At 71.9% G+C, this 13,132-nt stretch carries 12 protein-coding genes; 3 read left to right on the top strand and 9 right to left on the bottom strand.

Features of this window, described 5'->3' with window-relative positions; genetic code table 11:
- Positions 1-219: 219 nt before the first annotated feature.
- On the top strand, positions 220-1,563 hold the full coding sequence (locus tag ABGB17_RS12880) for an MFS transporter (RefSeq protein ID WP_347628860.1): 1,344 nt from the start codon (positions 220-222) through the stop codon (positions 1,561-1,563).
- A 6-nt stretch (positions 1,564-1,569) separates the two neighbouring features.
- Here ABGB17_RS12880 and ABGB17_RS12875 read toward each other — a convergent pair whose 3' ends face one another.
- The 4 genes from ABGB17_RS12875 to ABGB17_RS12860 are packed head-to-tail and all read right to left on the bottom strand — an operon-like array spanning position 1,570 to position 5,004.
- The gene (locus tag ABGB17_RS12875; RefSeq protein WP_347628858.1) at positions 1,570-2,418 is read right to left on the bottom strand and encodes an SAM-dependent methyltransferase; all 849 of its coding nucleotides are present in this window, start codon (positions 2,416-2,418) and stop codon (positions 1,570-1,572) included.
- Entirely contained in the window at positions 2,415-3,047 is a 633-nt protein-coding gene (locus ABGB17_RS12870) for a hypothetical protein (RefSeq protein WP_347628856.1), read from the bottom strand. Before ABGB17_RS12870 ends, ABGB17_RS12875 begins: the two co-directional genes overlap by 4 nt.
- Entirely contained in the window at positions 3,044-3,808 is a 765-nt protein-coding gene (locus ABGB17_RS12865; RefSeq protein WP_347628854.1) for a DUF6182 family protein, read from the bottom strand. The genes ABGB17_RS12870 and ABGB17_RS12865 overlap by 4 nt, the downstream gene beginning before the upstream one ends.
- Positions 3,805-5,004: a hypothetical protein gene (locus ABGB17_RS12860; protein WP_347628852.1), complete on the bottom strand. Its 1,200-nt coding sequence runs from the start codon at positions 5,002-5,004 to the stop codon at positions 3,805-3,807. Before ABGB17_RS12860 ends, ABGB17_RS12865 begins: the two co-directional genes overlap by 4 nt.
- A gap of 536 nt (positions 5,005-5,540) precedes the next feature.
- Between ABGB17_RS12860 and ABGB17_RS12855 the strand changes: the two genes are divergently transcribed.
- Together ABGB17_RS12855 and ABGB17_RS12850 are read left to right on the top strand one after the other, a co-directional pair.
- Positions 5,541-6,632 (top strand): sensor histidine kinase, encoded by a 1,092-nt coding sequence (locus ABGB17_RS12855; RefSeq protein WP_347628850.1) that lies wholly within the window; start codon positions 5,541-5,543, stop codon positions 6,630-6,632.
- A 65-nt stretch (positions 6,633-6,697) separates the two neighbouring features.
- Positions 6,698-7,384: a response regulator transcription factor gene (locus ABGB17_RS12850; protein WP_347628848.1), complete on the top strand. Its 687-nt coding sequence runs from the start codon at positions 6,698-6,700 to the stop codon at positions 7,382-7,384.
- Between the two features lie 5 nt (positions 7,385-7,389).
- Here the strand turns inward: ABGB17_RS12850 and ABGB17_RS12845 are convergent, their stop codons facing one another.
- The 5 genes from ABGB17_RS12845 to ABGB17_RS12825 form a co-directional block, all read right to left on the bottom strand.
- Positions 7,390-8,580 (bottom strand): alpha/beta hydrolase, encoded by a 1,191-nt coding sequence (locus tag ABGB17_RS12845; protein ID WP_347628846.1) that lies wholly within the window; start codon positions 8,578-8,580, stop codon positions 7,390-7,392.
- Positions 8,581-8,659: 79 nt separating this feature from the next.
- Positions 8,660-10,090: a S41 family peptidase gene (locus ABGB17_RS12840; protein WP_347628844.1), complete on the bottom strand. Its 1,431-nt coding sequence runs from the start codon at positions 10,088-10,090 to the stop codon at positions 8,660-8,662.
- Positions 10,087-11,139 (bottom strand): ABC transporter permease, encoded by a 1,053-nt coding sequence (locus tag ABGB17_RS12835; protein ID WP_347628842.1) that lies wholly within the window; start codon positions 11,137-11,139, stop codon positions 10,087-10,089. The genes ABGB17_RS12840 and ABGB17_RS12835 overlap by 4 nt, the downstream gene beginning before the upstream one ends.
- Positions 11,139-12,020 carry an ABC transporter ATP-binding protein gene (locus tag ABGB17_RS12830; RefSeq protein WP_347628840.1) on the bottom strand — a complete coding sequence of 294 codons (882 nt, stop codon included), beginning with the start codon at positions 12,018-12,020 and terminating at the stop codon, positions 11,139-11,141. The genes ABGB17_RS12835 and ABGB17_RS12830 overlap by 1 nt, the downstream gene beginning before the upstream one ends.
- A 218-nt stretch (positions 12,021-12,238) precedes the next feature.
- On the bottom strand, positions 12,239-13,132 hold the full coding sequence (locus tag ABGB17_RS12825; RefSeq protein WP_347628838.1) for a pyridoxal-phosphate dependent enzyme: 894 nt from the start codon (positions 13,130-13,132) through the stop codon (positions 12,239-12,241).

Below are 13,132 nucleotides of genomic sequence, written 5' to 3'. Positions count from 1 at the left end.
GGTGATTTCGAGGCTAGTCAGCCGCGAAGTAGCGGACAAGGCAACATACGATAAATGACTCCAAAGTCCGGGCCGGATGATCGAATGTTCCGCCGGAGGTATCGAAGGGTGGATCGGGGTATCGAAAGTTGTATTTCTCCCCGCTCCGCGAGGTGAGTGACTGTTGAGGTCCGACCAGCCAGACCCGGCGTCCGCCGGGGTACCGCCGAGGAGCCCTCGATGCTGCTGAGGGGAAACCGTGCCGGAGACCTAGACAACACAGACAACCCTGAGGACCACCTCGCCGTGCCCTCCCGCGGGCGGGTGACCGCCGCGGGGGTGGTGGGCACCGTCGTGGAGTCCTATGACTTCGCGTTGTTCGGGCTCGGCGCCGCCCTGCTGTTCGGCGACCTGTTCTTCCCCGCCGTGAGCCCCGGCGCCGGCATGCTGGCGTCGCTGGCGACGTTCGCGGTCGGCTTCTTCGTGCGGCCGCTCGGCGCGTTCGTGCTCGGCAACCTCGGCGACCGGGTGGGCCGCGCGCCGATGATGGTGCTCACCCTCGTGCTGATGGGCCTCGCCACCATCTGCATCGGTCTGCTGCCCACGTACGAGTCGGCGGGCATGCTCGCGCCCGCGATGCTGGTGTTCCTGCGGCTGGTGCAGGGCTTCGGCGCGGGCGCCGAGTACGTCGGCGCGATCCTCGTGGTCACCGAGTCCGGCGGCCCCCGGTCACGCGGGCTGCGGGCCAGCCTGCCGGGCACCGGCTTCTTCGCCGGTGTGCTGCTCGCCACGCTCGCCTTCACCGCGGTGTCGGCGATGCCCGCCGAGCAGTTCGCGGCCTGGGGGTGGCGGGTGCCGTTCCTCGCCAGCGTGGTCACGGTGCTCGTGGGGCTGTACTTCCGGCTGTCCGTCGGCGAGACCGAGGCCTACCGGAAGTTCCGCGCGCAGGACCGGCCGCCGCGGTTCCCCCTCGTGGAGGTGCTGCGCCGCCGGCCGCGCAGCGTGCTCATCGCGACCCTCGCCAACGGGCCCATGGTGGCGCTGTACTACCTGGTGCAGGTCTTCGTGTTGTCGTACCTGACGCAGGTGCTGAAGCTGCCGTCCTCGGTGGGGCTCACCGCCAACGTCGTCGCGACCCTGGTGGCCATCGTGACGGTGCCGCTGTTCGGCGCCCTGTCGGACCGGGTGGGGCGGCGGCCGGTGTGGTTCGGCGGGTCGGCGCTGCTGGCGGTGTTCGCGTTCCCGCTGTTCGGGCTGGTGCAGACCCGCGAGCCGGCCCTGGTGGTGGGGGCGCTGGCGGTGGTGGCGGCCGGGATCGGGGCCATGGTGGCCGCGCAGTCGGCGTTGTTCGCGGAGTTGTTCGAGACGCGGTACCGCTTCAGCGGGTTCGCGCTGGCCCGTGAGGCGAGCGCCGCGCTGATCGCGGGGCCCGCGCCGTTCGTGGCGGCGGCGCTGCTCCAGAACTCCGGCGGCGCGACCTGGCCCATCGCGGTCCTCGTGACGGGGCTCGGCGCGGTCGGGTTCTGCGCCGTCCTGTTCGCCCCGGAGACCCGTCAGGTCAGCCTGACCGGCCCGGTGCCCTGACGCACTTCAGACGCGGGTGCCGTCCACGAACAGCAGGCGGACCGTGCGGGACGCCGCCTCGTCGGCGTCGCTCCAGCGGCCGAAGTGCGCCCCGGCCTGCCCGGGGAGCACCACGTCGGCGCGGAAGCCGTACTCGGCCCACAACGCGGCCGGGTCGTCCACGCCGAACACCCACGGCGCGCCCCAGCCGCGGAACACGCCGAGCAGCGGCTGGAGCGAGGGGGCGCGCAGCGTGGAGGCCGCGGCGACGTTGGCCGTCATGGTGGCGCCGGGCGCGGTCAGCGCGCGGACGCGCCGCAGCAGCGCCCGCACGTCCACCTCGTCCAGGTAGTACAGCAGGCCCTCCAGGATCCACGCGGACGGCCCGCCGGGGTCGTACCCGGCCGCGAGCAGCCGGTCTCCCCAGCCGGGCTCGGCCAGGTCGGCCCCCACCAGGTGGTGCCCGGCGCACCGCGGCGCGGCGCCGAGCCGGGCCAGCACGTGCTCCTTGGCCGCGAGCACCTCGGGGTAGTCCACCTCGAACACCCGCACGCCGGGCGGCCACCCGAGCCGGTACGCCCGGGTGTCCATGCCGGCGGCGCAGATCACCACCTGGCCGGCCCCGGCCCGGGTGCGGGCCAGCAGCCGGTCGTCGAAGAAGCGCGTGCGGATCGCGTTGAACGCGGTGATGCGCGGCACGCCGGAGCTGTGCCGGTAGAAGGCGCTCACCTCGGCGGCGAGCGCCGGGCCGTCCTCCCCGGCCAGGTGCTCGGCGTACGGGTCGTCGTACAGCCGGTCGGGCCTGCGGGTCTCCGCGGCCCGCAGCGCGGCGGTCACCAGGGACGTCCGTGAGACGTCCCGCAGCGGGTCCCTCATACCGGCTGCTCCGCGCGGGCACCCGCCGCCAGGGCCCTCTCCACCTCGTCCACGACCGACGCGAGGTCCGCGGTGGCGTCCACCATCGTCATCGGCACACCGGCCGCCGCGGTGAGCAGATGCCGGCGCAGGTCCCGCTGGTAGCGCACGAACGACGCCCGCGTCGGCCGCCTGCCGTAGTGCTCCAGCGGGTTGAGGTCCGCGCCGCCCCTGGTGCGCTCCCAGGTGTGCTCGGGGCGGGCGTCCAGGAACACCACCCGTGCCGGGCGGGGCAGCTCCAGCCACGAGGACAGGATGTCCAGCGTCAGCAGGTCCGCCATCTGCAGCTTCGCCATGAGCTTGTAGTAGTAGGAGTCGACGACCACAGGGCCGCCGCTCTCCGCCAGCAGCTCCACCTGGTCGCGCAGGTGCACGATCAGGGGGTTCAGCACGGCCATGGCCATGGTGCGCGAGTAGCGGCAGCCGAGCTCGGGCAGCACCTCGCCGAGCCACAGCAGGCGCAGCGCACGCAGCACGGGGAACCTCTCGTCGTCGCTCGCCACGACGTTCCAGCCGCGCGCCGACAACGCGCCGAGCACGGTGGTCTTCCCGGCGTAGTCCGGGCCGAGGAGAACGCTGAACTCCGTCATGCCGCCCTGCCTTTCCGAGCGTGTGCGGGGGCCGGCTGGTGCGGGGCGCCGGCCGCCAGGTGGTGGGGGGAACGCACGGGTGGGGACGGTGTGGACGCGGGGTCCTCGCGGGTGAGCCAGGTCGCCGGCCGCAGGCGGCCGTCCGCGTCAGGAACGGCGATCACCCGCGCGTACTCCGGCGGGCCGGCGAGGTTCTCCATGTCCGGCACGTGCCGGACGCGCAGCCGGTCCCCGGGCCGCAGGATGTCCCGCAGCACGGCTTCGGCGATGGTGTGGTGGACGTCCACCAGGTACCGGTCGGCGGTGCCGGCCGGTACGTACAGGCAGTGCGCCGTGCCGGTCGGCGGGGCGCCGGGGACGTCCAGGTCGATGCGCGGCGGCAGGTCGAGCGGGGTGGTGCCGTGGAAGGCCCGCAGCAGGCGCCGCAGGCCGGTGTGCGCGGCGGGGTCGCCGGGAGCGGTCCACGCCATGCGGCCGTCGGGGCTGACGTGCCGGAACGGGAACCGGTGGCGCAGGTTCTCGGGGTTGCCCGCGAGGAAGACCGCGCGGGTGTACGTGCGCATCCAGGTGTCCGCCTGCCTGCGGTCAAGCCCGAGGGTGAACCGCAGGGCGCCGGTGACGAACGCGGCCGGGTCCAGGGCGGACAGCACGACGATGACCGACAGGTCCGGCAGGGCGGGCATGCCGCCCGCGCACGCCGTCAGGCGCTCGTCGTGCAGGCGGCGCAGCAGATCCTGGCACTCGTTGTGAAGGACGGTCATGTGTACACCGTGCCGAGCAGGTCCCGCAGCGGTACGGGACGGTGGCGGGACAGCAGCGAGCTGGTCAGGCGGTACGGGTCCACGTACCCGTCGGCGCCGGCGAGGCCGCGCAGGAACACACGCAGCTCCGGGCTCGGGCCGGCGGGGCCGGGCTGCCCGGGCTGCCCGGCCTGGTCGAGCATGCGGGCGGCGCGGTTGATCTGCCGCCGCAGGTGCTCGGGGTCGAACGACTGGCCGGCGCCCTTGCCGAGCCCCGCGACCAGGTACAGCCGCAGGCCGAGACGGAAGGCGGGCACGCCGTGCTCGGGGACGAACCGGTCGATCAGCGCGCCGAGCGTGCATCCCTCCCAGCCGCCGTGGCGGGTGGAGCGGGACACCCCGCCGATCGGCACCCGGGTGACCGCGAGGCGGCTGGCCCGCATGCCGAAGCATTCGAGGGTGCGCGCCAGCAGCCGGTAGTCGGGCGCCAGCTCGGCGTCGGACGCCAGGACGACGTGGTCGTAGCGGCCGGCGACGAGCAGCAGCTCGCGCAGCGCGCACATCAGGAAGTTCGGCCGGCCCTGGGCGTCCACGACCTGCCGCAGCGGCAGGCCGTACGCCGACAGGTCCAGGTAGAACGGGCCGCCCCACGGGCGCAGGTCCAGCCCGATGCCGGCGTCGAGCAGGCGTGCCACGACGTCCTCCTGCGCCAGCCGGCCGGCCTGGTGGCGGCCGAGCTCGGGGTCGAGCAGCCCGATGACGCGGTACTGCTCCTCCCACAGGTCGAGCAGGCGCCGGGTGGCGGGGTGGAACCAGCCGTCTCGCTCCACCCGCTCGGCGTACGGCCGCAGTGTCTCGGCGGTCGCCGTCGAGGGGGAGGCATGGGAGCGGACGTACAGTGCTCCGATCTCCTCTTCGGTCATGCCGTGGTAGGCGGTGCCGGGCATGACCCGGTCCAGGTACTCCCAGAAGCCGAGCACCTGCTGCGTCAGCGCGAACGTCCGGTGGCTGTACAGGCACGTGACCTCACCGAGGCAGGCGGTGGCGCGCTGGAGGACGTCCATCCAGAGAAGGAACTTCACATGGCTCGGCGTCAGCGGCTTCGTCGGCGTGACGGTGACGGGTGCGAGGAGAGTGGAGGAGCTCTTGGCCGGGGAGGGAGAGGAGCGGTCCGGGGCAGGGCACCGCTGGACACCCTCGGCCAGGGCAGGTCGCATGATGACCTCCCGGTTGACGATGTGTCGATTCCGTCGGTCGAGGAATCGGCGCAGGAGCTCCCCGATGTCCTGCCCGTTCCTCGGCCGTTCGGCGGTTCGGCGATGCCGGCGAGGTCGGATTGTGGGACGTCCTAGTTTCCCTCGCCGGACGCCGCGATATTGGGTTCTATCGGAAGACCGAAAATCGTATCCGGCACCCTCTGAGCTATGGTGTCAGAGCACGGAAGCGCAGGTCGTGGGGCAGCCTGGCCAGGGCGTACACCGGGCGATATTCAATCTATTTGGGGCTAAACACACGTTATTGATCGACTAGGGCCGTTTCAAGGCGGGTCATCCGAAGGTGTGTGCTGGGATATCGAAAGATGTACTGATGTATCTTGATCGTGCCAACTGTCTGGATCGTAGGCATCTGTTGTATTGTGTCGCAGGGAGCGTCGGCAAGCAGCCTGCGGCAGTGTGGTACGTAGCCCTTTCTGGCGTGACATGCCCGGATTACTGTGGGGAGTAAGTGTCACGCGCTTCGCGGAGGGGACCCGGTGGGCGAAGGATCTCAACGAGGGGCGGACGCCGCGGCGCACGCACTCGCCGCACGCCTGGAGGCACAGCGGGCGGAGATCCTGGCCGATTACGAGCGTGACCTCCCCACCATGAGCAGCATCATCGCCGGTGACCCCGTCGCCGCCCAGCAGGTGATGACGCACGCCGGCCAGATCCTCACCGACGTCGTCGAGAGCCTGCGCTGCGGCGAGGTCCGGCTCGACGACAGCCACAAGCGCATGTCCTACGAGAGCGGCGTCACCCGGGCCGCGAGCGGCATGCACCCCCGCGAGTCCCTCCGCACCGCCGCCGGGTTCTTCACCGCCGTCGTCACCGCCGTCAACCGCAACATCGACGACGACGAGCACGCCGCGGCGCTGTTCACCCTGGCGTCCCTGGCCCTCAACGAGAGCACCCTCATGCGGCTCGGCGGGGGCCTCACCACCTACTCGGGGTACCTCCTCAACAAGATCCACGAGTCGCACATCGAGGAACGGCGCCGGATCGCCCGCGAACTCCACGACCGGGTGGGGCTCGGGCTCAGCGTCGCGCAGCGCCAGCTCGAAGCGTACGAGTTCTACGAGGACAAGGAGTCCGCGCAGGCGCTGAACCGCATCACCACCGCCCAGCAGGGGGTGCGCGAGGCCATGCAGAGCCTGCGCGCCGTCACCTCGGACCTGCGGCTCCAGGAACCGTTGAAAAGCCTGGAGAAGGCCCTGCTCAACTACCTGGAGACGCTGCCGCAGGGCATCGGGTACCGGCTGTACGTCAACGGGGACGAGACGTGGGCGCCGGCGTCGGTCCGGGACGAGTCGTTCCTCGTCATCAGGGAGGCCATCCGCAACGCGGTCGCGCACGGCGAGGCCGAGATGATCCTGGTCAGCATGGAGATCGCGCCGCACGAGCTCCGCGCCGCCGTCGACGACAACGGCACCGGCTTCGACGTCGACCAGGTGCCCGCCGGCTCCGGCGGCATGGGCCTGTCCACCATGAGGGAACGCGCGGAACTGATGGGAGGCACTGTCACGATCATGTCCCGGCCCGGCCGGGGCACCCACGCGGAACTCGTCATACCTCTTCCAGGACGCTGAACATGAACGAATCGGATGGCCCCACCCCCACCGTCCTCGGCATGACTGTCCCGGGACGCTGACCCATGAACGAACTGGATGGCCGCACGACCGTGCTCGTGGTCGACGACCACGCTCTCGTCCGCGAGGGACTGAAGGAGATCCTCGACGCGCAGAGCGACATGGTCGTCGTCGGCGAGGCCGGCACCAGCCACACCGCCGTCGCCCTCGCCGTGGAGCGGCAGCCCCACGTCGTCCTGCTCGACATCGAGATCCCCGGTGACGAGGTCACCACCACCGTCACCCGGATCCGCCAGCTCTGCCCCGGCAGCCAGGTGATCATCCTCAGCATGTACGACGGCCCTCACCTGCTCAAGAGCCTCCTCACCGTGGGAATCCGCGGCTACCTGCTGAAAAGCGTCTCCCGGGAGGAGTTGCTGTCCGCCATCCGCAGCGTCCGCTGCGACGACGGCCGGGTGGTCCTGGCCGTCTCCAGGGAAAGCCTCGCCCAGGTGGAGGGCCAGGCGACGACGGTCCTGTCCGACCGGGAACGCCAGGTCCTTGAGCTGACCGCCCAGGCCCTGAGCAACACCCAGATCGCCGCGCGCCTGTCCCTGACCGAAGCCACCGTGAAGCGCCACCTGCGCAACATCTTCGTCAAACTCGGCGCCGTCTCCCGGATCGACGCCGTCAACAAGGCCGTGAGCGCGTCCTTGATCAAGCCTCAGGACCGGATCCCCACCCCCAACCGCCACCGTCACCCCGACCGCTGACCGAACTAGCCACACGCCTTCCTGCCGGGGGTGCAGAACTCGACCTCGGGGTACCGCGGCGACGGGCCGTCGAGCAGGGGTTGCGGTGTGCGGCGCAGGTGAAGGTCGAGGAAGGCGCGGACGTACGTGCGGGTGAGTTCCGTGGAGCGGGACGCGGACAGGTCGCTCGGGTTCTTGATGCCGAGGACGTCCGCGAGGAGGGGGACGTCGGTGAAGGCCTGATGGTCCCCCTTGGGGAGGAGGAGCCAGCGTTTCCAGCCGGTGAGGAGTTTCCAGTCGCGGTCCCAGGAGTTGTCCCGGCCGCCAGGGGGATGGCCCGACGAGCCCAGGAACAGGAACGGCCGGGACAGGCCGCTCTTCGGGATGCGGGCGTACGTCGTGCCGTCCATGTTGACGCCGGCGCGGACACGGGGGTCCTCCAGCATCGTGGCCACCGCGGCGGCCCCGCCCAGTGATTGACCGACCATGGCGATCTTCGCGGGGTCGATCAGGGACGACCCCTCCCACTTCGCGTCGCTCCCGGTGAGCCGGTCGAGGACGAAGGACACGTCGGCCGCGCGGATGCCCACCACCCTCGTGCCGAAGCCGAAGTCCGTGTCGCTGTCGCAGGCGACGCACTCGGCGATCCGGCCGCCGGGGAAGGTCGTCGCGTAGTTCTCGTAGGTGTGGTGGACGGCGGCCACCACGTATCCGCCGGCGGCCAGGTCCTCGGCCAGGGCGGTGAGCGTGGTGGGGGGCATGGTGAAACCGGGGGAGAGGACCACCAGGGGGAGGCCGCCCTCGGCGCCGGACGGCTTCGCGCCGGTGAAGGCGTTGGTGCGGGTCCTGCTCAGGATGTCGTAGGGGGCGCTGGTCACCCGCTTGCCCTTCAGGATGAGCTCCGACTCCTTCGGGGTCATGTACGCGGCGCGCGTCCCCTCCCGCTCCCGCGCCGGGTACCACAGGGTGACCTTGAGCTCCCTGGCCTTCACCTCGGGGACCCACGGGTCGGGCCGGGAGGTGTCCTTCAGGTACAGGGAGGTGGTGCCCACCGGACGGGTGCCGGTGGGGGCGGGCAGCGTGGCCGGGCCGGTGGGCCTGGACGCGGTGGGCGTGACGTCGGACCTCGGGGTGGCGGGCGGGGCGCAGGCGGTGGCGGTGAGGGCGGCCAGACCGGCGGCGGCGAGGCCGCCGCGCAGGGCCAGGGCATGACGCATGGAAGCGGTCCGTCCTTTTCGGCGGGAGGGCGTGGTGGTCGGTGGGTCGCGCGGCGGGGCCGGGGCGACGTGGTGGCCGTCAGTGGCGCAGCAGGGCCAGGGCCTTGGCCAGGGCGGGGTCGTGGCCGGCGGCGGCGTCCTTCGGGGTCAGGGGGACGTGGTGGTCGGGGGCCACGCCGACACGGTCCACGACCTCGCGGTTCGGGGCACGGTGGTGCCGGGAAGGGAAACTGAGAAGGGTGTTGTTGGCGAGGAGGTACGGCTGCGCGGGGCCCGAGACGGCGCCGGCCGTGCGTGTGCCGACGAGCAGGCCGAGACGCAGGTCCCTGACGGCGGAGCTGAAGTGCTCGCAGGCCGAGGCGCAGCCGCGGTCGGTGAGGACCACCAGCGGCAGGTTGAGCAGCGGCACGCTGTCGTCGGTCCGCATGGTCTCGCACACACCGTCCACGGCGCACTGGTACGCGGTCACCTTGCCATGGCCGAACGCGCCGAGCAGACGGCTCGCCTCGGCGGGGCTGCCGCCGCCGTTCCCGCGCAGGTCCAGCACGACGCCGGTGAGCGTCCTGCCGCCGCGCATCCGGGAGATCGCCCTGAGCACCCGGTCCGCGGCGTCGGGGGCGAAACCGGCCAGCCGCACGTAGGCGATCCCGTCCTCGAACAGCTTGGAGGTCACCGTCTGCATGACGGCCGGGTCGGGCTGGTACAGGCCGGGCTTCAGCGTCGCGGTCCAGCGGCGGCCGGTGTCCTGCCGCAGAAGCCGGAGCCTGACCGGATCGGCTTGCGGGTACTGCGGGTACAGCGCGGCGACCGCGGCGGGGGTGACCTGCCCGTCGATGAAGGGCGCCGACCCGTCGACCGATTCGACGATGTCGCCGGGGCGCAGCCCGGCCGCTTCCGCCGCTCCCCCGAGGACGGCGGTCACGAACAGCGGAGGCAGCGCGGCCCCGGGGTTGACGGCGACCTGAGGGCCGGCGCTGGCCCTGAGCCCGAGGCCGTACTGGTCGTTGTCGTAGTAGCCCGGCGGCCGCACGCCGCCGGACATCCACCGGGCGTGGTTGTCGCCGAGTGCCGCGACGATGGCCCGCAGGGTGGCCGTGGCCAGCCTCTCCCTGAGGGCGGCGTCGTCCGGCAACCGGCCGGTGACGCGCAGGTACACGGCCTCGAACGCGGCCCAGTCGGCTCTTTTGTCACCGGTCAGCGCGGGCATGGTGGCCTCGGGCATGTCACGCCCGACGCGGTTGAGCTCCTGGGTGAAGGCGACGAATCCCGCGTGCAGCAGGGCACGGGCGTCCAGCGTGGCTCCGCTGTAGTAGTTGCCGAGGATGCAGAAGAAAGCCTGCTCGATCACGTCGATCGTGGTGGGGGTCTCCGGCCCGGGATTCCCCTGCGGACGCGCGCACACCGAAGGGCCACCGGCGCTCGCCCGGCCCGCGCTGCGCGGTGGCGTCTGCCCCACGCACCCGGTCACCAGGAAGAGGACGAGCACGGCCGTCACGGTCCTCGCGATCATGACAGGCGCCTTCTGACCCACCGGAAGCACAGGCCGGTGAGGCCGAGCGTGAGGAGCGCGTAGACGCCGGTCTCGATCCACTGGAACGGCCAGAAACGCTCGAACGGCTGGTAGATCGCCGCCTGCCGGTAGCCCAGCCGGTTGACCTCGGCGAGGCACCCCTCCATGATCGACCCCGGCTCTGACTGCGCGGCCCGTGAGCAGGGTCCCGACGACGTGGGGACCGGGACGTTGACGGCGGCGCCGTGGGCGCCGAGCGGACGCCCGGACGGGTCGACGAGACGGCTGGACAGCACCCAGGCGCCCGGGTGGCCGGGTATCGCCGAGTCCAGGATCACCAACGGCGGGCCCTGCTCGCTCAGGCCGAACAGGTCGATGTTCCCGCGGCCGAGCTCGAAGGTCCCGCTGACCGGCGGCATCAGATGGGGCCGGACCGTCAGCGGCACGACGAGCTGCACCGCGGCGAAGAGGGCAAGGGTGAGCGCCATGGCGGGCAGGGTGCGGCGGACGAGCATCCCCACGGTCACGCCGAGCACGAAGGCGAAGGCCGCGTACACCATGGGCACGATGCCGCGCGCCCCGAACACCAGGGGGTCCATCAGCGTGAAGCCCGCGGCGGCGGACCTGTCCAGGGGCGCCGCCCACCAGGTCGCCGCGAGGCCGCACAGCCCGGCGGCGGCCACGGCGGCCACGCCGGGGAGCGTGAGCTTGACGGCCAGCCAGCGGGTGCGGGTGATGCTCTGGTTCCACACCAGCAGGTGCGTGCCGGCCTCCAGCTCACGGGTGATCAGCGGCGCGCCCCAGAACAGGCCGATCAGGGCCGGCAGGACCAGCACGACGAGGGTCACGGCGAGGAAGGGGAGCTGGTACTCGTCGAAGAACCGGTCGAAGAAGCGCGTGCAGTCGCTCTGCGCGCAGTCGGCGATGCCGTCGGCGTAGTCGGAGGCCAGGCGCGGCCCCGTCAGCACCAGCACGGCGGCGAGCACGACGAGCACCGCGGACATCGTCGCGGCGGCGCCGCGGAACTGGCGCCAGGTGAGCCAGATCATCAGCGCACCTCCAGGGCGGCCGGCTGGGGGACGGGGGTGTCCATGTACGCGAGGACGAGGTCCTCCAGGCTGAGCTGACCGACCGCCCAGCGGGGATCGGGGGCCGGTGCCACGGCGCGGACGACGACGGTGCTCTGCCGGTCGGTGTGACGCGCCGAGACGACGTCCATGCCGGGAGGCAGGCGGTCGTCGTCGAGGCGCGGGCCGCTGAGCCGGTGATGGGTGGCCAGGAGCCCCTCGACCTCGCCCGCCACCTGGACGCGCGAGCCGACGAGCACCACCAGGTAGTCACACACCCGTTCCAGGTCGGACACCAGGTGGGAGGAGAGCACCACGCTGAGCTCGTGCTCGGCGACGGCCTCCATCAGGCCCTGCAGGAACTCGCGGCGGGCCAGCGGGTCGAGGGAGGCGACGGGCTCGTCCAGGATCAGCAGCCTGGGCCGCTTGGCGAGGCCCAGCGTGAGGGCGAGCTGGGCGCGCTGCCCGCCCGACAACTTCCCCGCCCGGTGCCCGAGGTCGAGGCCGAGCCGCCCGACGCGTTCCCGCGCGAGGGCGTCGTCCCAGCCGGGGTTGAGCCGTGCCCCGAGGCGCAGGTGTTCGGCGACGCTCAGCCCCGCGTAGACGGGGGTGTCCTGGGCGACGAACCCGACCTTGGCGAGCTGCACGGTCCCGCTCGCGGGCCGGCCGCCGAGCACGGTGACGCCGCCCGAGGACGGCGCGAGCTGCCCGGCGGCCAGCTTCAGCAGCGTGGTCTTCCCGGCGCCGTTGGGGCCCACCAGCCCGACGACGTGCCCGGCGGGGATCTCGATGGTGCAGTCCCGCAGGGCCCACCGTTTGCCGTACTTCCTGCCCAGTCCCTGGGCGTGCAGGACGGCGGTCATGCCGGCGCCGGCATGTCGTGGCGTCGCCCGGTACCGCGATGGAACTCGATCACGCTTACCTCCATTTATCTATGGTCCTATCACTTTAGATCCCTAGATATTAAGGGAGCGTTAGGGCCGCCGCATCCGCCGCCGGGATCTCGGGCCGCATGCCATGCCGGCGGTGGCGCCGACGGCGTCCAGGCCGGTGAAGGTTCCGGGGTGAACTCGCAGGGGCCTCAGGGGCCGGTGACCACGGCCACGATCCGGGTGCCGCGCTCGAACGCGCCCCGTTCCGCGAGGGCGAAGATGCCGTACATCATCTTCGCGACGTAGATCCGTTCGAGTGCGATGCCGTGACGCCGGTGGAAGTCGGAGACGAACGCCTCGAGTTCCGGCGGCTTCCTGGCGTAGCCGCCGAAGTGGAAGCCGTGTTCGATGCTCCAGTTCGCGCGGACGTGGCCGAAGGCCCGCTGCTGGAGGTCCCGCACGGTGCCGTCGAGGAACTCCCCGCCCCTGAGTACGGAGAACCCGAGGGCACGCCGCCCCGGTTCCAGGCCCGCCGCGATCCCGGCCAGGGTGCCGCCCGTGCCGCACGGGCAGCAGATCACGTCGAAACCGGTGTCCATCTCCTGGGGGAGCTCGGCGCAGCCGCGGACGGCCGGCTCGTTGCTGCCGCCCTCGGGGATCAGGTAGAAGTCACCCCACTCATGGCGGAGGCGGGCGACGACCTCGTCGTCGGACTTGCGGCGGTAGGTCCCCCGGTCCAGGTAGGTCAACCGCATCCCCCGGCTGACCGCCCGGTCCAGCACCGGGTTCAGCGGCAGGTGCTCCTCGCCGCGGATCACCCCGATGGTGGAGAAGCCGAAGCGATGCCCCGCCGCGGCCGTGGCGCCTATGTGGTTCGAGTAGGCCCCGCCGAAGGTGAGCAGGGTCCGGTGGCCCTGGTCGCGGGCCGCTTCGAGGTTGTACTTCAGCTTCCGCCACTTGTTGCCGGGGATCTCCGGGTTGATGAGATCGTCGCGCTTCAGCCAGAGGGTGACGTCCCGGCCGGTCAGGCGGTCGTCCCGCAGTTCGGCCAGGGGGGACGGCAGCAGGAGGCCGAACCCCGGCGGGGTGGTGACGTCGGCCAA

Origin of the sequence: Sphaerisporangium sp. B11E5 (assembly GCF_039871875.1) — a bacterium.
Taxonomy (GTDB): Bacteria; Actinomycetota; Actinomycetes; order Streptosporangiales; family Streptosporangiaceae; genus Sphaerisporangium.
Note: the sequence above shows the minus strand (reverse complement) of the source record. Positions and strands in the feature narration are given on the sequence as shown.

Excerpts from the sequence above, each read along its gene's own strand:
- ABGB17_RS12870 (WP_347628856.1), bottom strand. The coding sequence starts at position 3,047 with ATGACGGAGTTCAGCGTTCTCCTCGGCCCGGACTACGCCGGGAAGACC.
- ABGB17_RS12840 (WP_347628844.1), bottom strand. The coding sequence starts at position 10,090 with ATGATCGCGAGGACCGTGACGGCCGTGCTCGTCCTCTTCCTGGTGACC.
- ABGB17_RS12850 (WP_347628848.1), top strand. The coding sequence starts at position 6,698 with ATGAACGAACTGGATGGCCGCACGACCGTGCTCGTGGTCGACGACCAC.
- ABGB17_RS12835 (WP_347628842.1), bottom strand. The coding sequence starts at position 11,139 with ATGATCTGGCTCACCTGGCGCCAGTTCCGCGGCGCCGCCGCGACGATG.
- ABGB17_RS12845 (WP_347628846.1), bottom strand. The coding sequence starts at position 8,580 with ATGCGTCATGCCCTGGCCCTGCGCGGCGGCCTCGCCGCCGCCGGTCTG.
- ABGB17_RS12860 (WP_347628852.1), bottom strand. The coding sequence starts at position 5,004 with ATGCGACCTGCCCTGGCCGAGGGTGTCCAGCGGTGCCCTGCCCCGGAC.
- ABGB17_RS12830 (WP_347628840.1), bottom strand. The coding sequence starts at position 12,020 with ATGACCGCCGTCCTGCACGCCCAGGGACTGGGCAGGAAGTACGGCAAA.
- ABGB17_RS12865 (WP_347628854.1), bottom strand. The coding sequence starts at position 3,808 with ATGACCGTCCTTCACAACGAGTGCCAGGATCTGCTGCGCCGCCTGCAC.
- ABGB17_RS12875 (WP_347628858.1), bottom strand. The coding sequence starts at position 2,418 with ATGAGGGACCCGCTGCGGGACGTCTCACGGACGTCCCTGGTGACCGCC.
- ABGB17_RS12880 (WP_347628860.1), top strand. The coding sequence starts at position 220 with ATGCTGCTGAGGGGAAACCGTGCCGGAGACCTAGACAACACAGACAAC.